We start from the raw sequence: 4,382 nt of genomic DNA on the forward strand, positions 1-4,382 counted from the left end.
GCGCTGAGACGGCCGCGTCAGCCGCGTTGTGGAGCCATGACGGGCTCGGGGGTGACGGCCTCGTCCTCCTCGTGCTGGTACCTGCCTCCGCGCAGCGCCGATGCCGCGGCGGCGACCAGGCAGGCGACCGCGGCGAAGCCGAGCGCGAACGTCAGACCGTCGGCGAACGGGCCGGAGATCAGCTGCGGGAAGAACTCGCGCCCGGTCAGGAACTGCGCCTGGGCCGGGCCGAGCCCGGCCAGCACCTGGGGTCCGAGCAGGGTCGCGATCGGGTTGTAGCCCAGCAGCGCGGCGAACAGCGTCCCGACCGGCGGCAGCCCGGCCACCTGCGCGGCGGCCGCGGCCGGCACCCCCTGCGCGGTGAGCCCGGCGAACATCGTCTGCGGCAGCGACGTGGACAGGCCCAGGATCAGCATCGAGAAGAACACGCCGATCGAGAGCACCGTCGCGGCGTTCTGGAACGTCGAGGTCATCCCGGAGCCGACGCCGCGCTGGTTCGCGGGCAGCGAGTTCATGATCGCGGCCCGGTTCGGCGAGCTGAACAGGCCCATGGCCAGGCCGTTCACGGCCAGGATCACGGCGAAGGCCCGGTAGTCGAAGTCGACCGGCACCAGGAGCATGGCCAGGAAGCTCGCCGCCGCGACCACCATGCCGACCGTCGCGAACGCGCGCGCCCCGTAGCGGTCCGACAGCACCCCGGACACCGGCCCGGCGACCAGGAACCCGATCGTCAACGGCACCATGTAGATCCCGGCCCACAACGGCGTCGACTCGAACGCGTACCCGTGCTGCGGAAGCCAGATCCCCTGCAGCCAGATGATCAGGATGAACTGCAGCCCGCCGCGGCCCAGCGCAGCCAGCAGGTTCGCGATGTTCCCGGCGGTGAACGCGCGGATCCGGAACAGCTCGATGTGGAACATCGGATCGGTGACCCGGCGCTCGATCCGGGAGAAGATCCCGAGCACCACGACCCCGCCGATGATCAGGATGAGCACCAGGGGACTGGTCCAGCCCATCACGTCGCCGCCGTAGGGCTGGATGCCGTAGGTGATGCCCATCAGCACCGCGATCAGCCCGACCGCGAACGTCGCGTTGCCCCACCAGTCGATCCGGGCGGCCCTGCGGACGCCGGTGTCGTGCAGCTTGAGGTAGGCCCAGACCGTGCCGAACACCCCGACCGGCACCGACACCAGGAACACCAGGTGCCAGTTGACGGGGGCGAGCACACCGCCCACGACCAGCCCCATGAACGACCCGGCGATCGCGGCCACGGAGTTGATGCCCAGGGCGAGGCCGCGCTGGTGGGTGGGGAAGGCGTCGGTGAGGATCGCCGTCGAGTTGGCCAGCAGCAGCGCCCCGCCGACGCCCTGCAGCACGCGCATCACGATCAGCCAGATCGCGGCCGCGTCGCCGTGCATCCACGTCGCGGCGAGCAGCACCGAGAACACGGTGAACACCGCGAACCCCAGGTTGTACATCCTCGTCCGGCCGAACATGTCGCCGAGCCGCCCGAAGCTGACCACCAGCACGGCCGTGACCACCAGGTAGCCCATGATCAGCCAGAGCAGGTAGTCGATGTTGTCCGGGGCCAGCGGGTTGATCCCGATGCCGCGGAAGATGTCCGGCAGCGCGATCAGCAGGATCGACATGTTGATCGTCACGATCAGCACGCCGATCGTCGTGTTCGACAGCGCGACCCACTTGTAGCGGGACGGGCGCGGCGCAGCGGAGTTATTGAGCATCGCTAATTACTTTACGCCGCGACGAGCGACCGGGTCTAGTCTCGGCCCCCGTGCCGACCCGAGACGCGACCACCTTCCCCGGATCGTCGCGCACCGAGCGGCTGTTCACGGTCGCGTTGCTGGTCAAAGGCATCGACGGTGCCGCGGAGCTGGTCGGCGCGGTCGTGCTGTGGCTGATCTCCGGCGACCTGGTGGACCGGATCGTCGCCGACGTCCTGACCCGGGACCTGCTCGGCCCGCCGGACGGGTCGTTGGCCCGGCACTTCGTGTCCGGCACGGCCGAGTTCGTCTCCGGGAACCGGACGTTCGCGATCGTCTACCTGGCCCTGCACGGGGTGGTGAAGCTGCTGCTGGTGGCCGCACTGCTGCGTCGGTGGGTGCCGGCGTACCCGGTCGCGGTCGTCGTGCTCGGGCTGTTCGTGATCTACGAGGTCTACCGGGCGTTCACCACCGGCTCGGTGCTGCTGCCGTTCCTGGCCGCGCTCGACGTCGCGATCATCGTGCTGGTCATCCGCGAGTACCGGCTGCTGCGACGCCGGCCGGTGACGCCCGGCTGAGGTCAGACCGCGGCCGGGGTGCGCAGCATCGCCAGGACCTCACGGGCGGCGGCCCGCCCGGCCCGGTTGGCGCCGATCGTGCTGGCCGAGGGGCCGTAGCCGACCAGGTGCACCCGCGGGTCGGCGCTCGACCGGGTGCCCTCCAGCGCGATCCCGCCGCCGGGCCCGCGCAGCTCCAGCGGCGCCAGGTGCCCGACGGCCGGTCGCCACCCGGTCGCCCAGAGGATCACGTCGGCGGCCTCGAACGTGCCGTCCGCCCAGGCCACGCCGCCCGGAGTGACCCGGGAGAACATCGGGTGCCGGTCCAGCACGCCGTTGCGCAGCCCCTCGGCGACGGCGTCGGTGCGGACCAGGCCGGTCACGCTGACGACGCTGCGCGGCGCCAGCCCGGCACGCACCCGTTCCTCGACCATCGCCACCGCGGCCCGGCCGTGCTCGGCGTCGAACGGGCCGTCGAGGAACTGCGGCTCCCGGCGGGTCACCCACGTCGTCGACGACGCGTGCGGCGCGATCTCCAGCAGCAGCTGCACCGCCGTCGTGCCGCCACCCACGACCACCACGCGGCGCCCGGCGAACTCCTGCGGGCCGGGGTAGTCGACCGCGTGCAGCTGCCGTCCGCCGAAGGTCTCCACCCCGGGGTAGTGCGGGACGAACGGGTGCGTCCAGGTGCCGGTCGCGTTGATCAGTGCCTGGGTGGTCCAGGTCCCCGCGTCGGTCTCGACGGCCAGCCCGGGACCGTCGTCACGCACGGCCGTGACCCGCACCGGGCGCCGGACGCGCAGGTCGAACTCGCGCTCGTAGGCGGCGAAGTACTCGGGCACGACCTCGTTGGCCGGGCGCCGCGGGTCGTCCGGGGCGAAGGCCAGACCGGGCAGGTCGTGGATCCGGTGCGTGTCGTCGACCCGGAGCGTCGGCCAGCGGTGCCGCCACGCCCCGCCCGGCCCGTCGTCGCCGTCGAGGACGACGAACCCCGCCCCCGGCTCGAGCCCGCCGCGGCGCAGCCCGCTCGCGGCCGACAGGCCGGCCTGCCCGGCCCCGATCACCACCACGTCCGTACGCACACCCGCTACAACGCCGTGCGGCGCCCGGGCAGTCCCGCCGGCCAGTCCCGCCCAGAGAAGGCCCGCAGGCCAGGCCCGACGATCAGGCCCGACGATCAGGGGGAGGACTTGTCCTGCCCCGCGAGGTCGGCGACGGTCGTGTTCCCGCCGCAGACGACCAGGCCGATGCGGGCGTCGTCGACCTGCGCGAGGACCCGCCGGGCGGCCGGGAGCAGGCAGCCCGCGGCGGGCTCGGCCCAGATCTTGCCGTGCTCGGCGAGCTCCACCGCGCCCCGGACGGCCTCGGCGTCGGTGACCACCAGGACGTCGTGCACCAGCTCGCGGACGTGGTCGTAGGTCAGCTGCGACACCGATGGCGCGCTCAGCGTCGACACGATCGAGCTCAGCTCCACCGGAGCCGGCCCGCCGAGGCGCAGCGCCGTCGACATCGCCTCGGCGCCGACGGTCTCCACGCCCCAGACCCGCACGCCCGGCACGAGCGCGCGCACCGCGGCCGCGACGCCGGAGGCCAGGGCGCCGCCACCGATGCTCACGAGCACGTCGGTGACCGGTTCGGGCGTGTCCTGGGCCAGCTCCAGGCCGACCGTGCCCTGCCCGGCCAGCACGACCGGGTCGTCGAACGGGTGCACCAGCGTCGCGCCGTCGGACTGCAGCTGCGCGCAGAGCTCGAAGGCCCCGGGGATGTCCGGGGTCAGACGCACGTCGGCGCCTGCCGCGCGGGCGGTGTCGATCGACCGCGCTGGTGCGTACTCCGGCATCACGACCGTCGCGGCGATGCCCAGCGCTCCGGCGACATCGGCGACGGCGATCCCGTGGTTGCCGCCACTGACCGCGACCAGGCCCGCGTCACGCTCGGCCGTGGACAGGGTGGCGATCTTGGCCAGCGTCCCGCGCGGCTTGAACGACCCGGTGCGCTGCAGCTGCTCCAGCTTGGCGGTGACAGGCGCGCCGAGGAGCGCGGAGAGTCCCGGGCTGTGCACGGTCGGAGTGCGGATCACCTGCCCCGCTATCCGCTCCGCCGC

Annotated in this window: 4 protein-coding genes; 1 reads left to right on the plus strand and 3 read right to left on the minus strand. The window is 72.9% G+C overall.

Annotated elements, in window-relative coordinates:
* Positions 1–17: 17 nt before the first annotated feature.
* Positions 18–1,742: an MFS transporter gene (locus tag I4I78_RS30725; protein WP_218615013.1), complete on the minus strand. Its 1,725-nt coding sequence runs from the start codon at positions 1,740–1,742 to the stop codon at positions 18–20.
* Between the two features lie 50 nt (positions 1,743–1,792).
* Here I4I78_RS30725 and I4I78_RS30730 point away from each other — a divergent pair, with 50 nt between their 5' ends.
* Positions 1,793–2,299, plus strand: a complete 507-nt coding sequence (locus tag I4I78_RS30730) for a DUF2127 domain-containing protein (RefSeq protein WP_218615014.1) — start codon at positions 1,793–1,795, stop codon at positions 2,297–2,299.
* A 2-nt stretch (positions 2,300–2,301) separates the two neighbouring features.
* On the opposite strand, the gene I4I78_RS30735 is transcribed toward I4I78_RS30730, so the two are convergent.
* Positions 2,302–3,360 (minus strand): NAD(P)-binding domain-containing protein, encoded by a 1,059-nt coding sequence (locus tag I4I78_RS30735; protein WP_218615015.1) that lies wholly within the window; start codon positions 3,358–3,360, stop codon positions 2,302–2,304.
* Positions 3,361–3,455: 95 nt separating this feature from the next.
* Positions 3,456–4,382, minus strand: a 927-nt coding sequence (locus tag I4I78_RS30740) for a threonine/serine dehydratase (protein WP_218615016.1), incomplete at its 5' end; no start/stop codon positions are given.

The organism is Pseudonocardia sp. KRD291, from assembly GCF_019263595.1.
In the GTDB taxonomy this organism is placed as follows: Bacteria; Actinomycetota; Actinomycetes; order Mycobacteriales; family Pseudonocardiaceae; genus Pseudonocardia.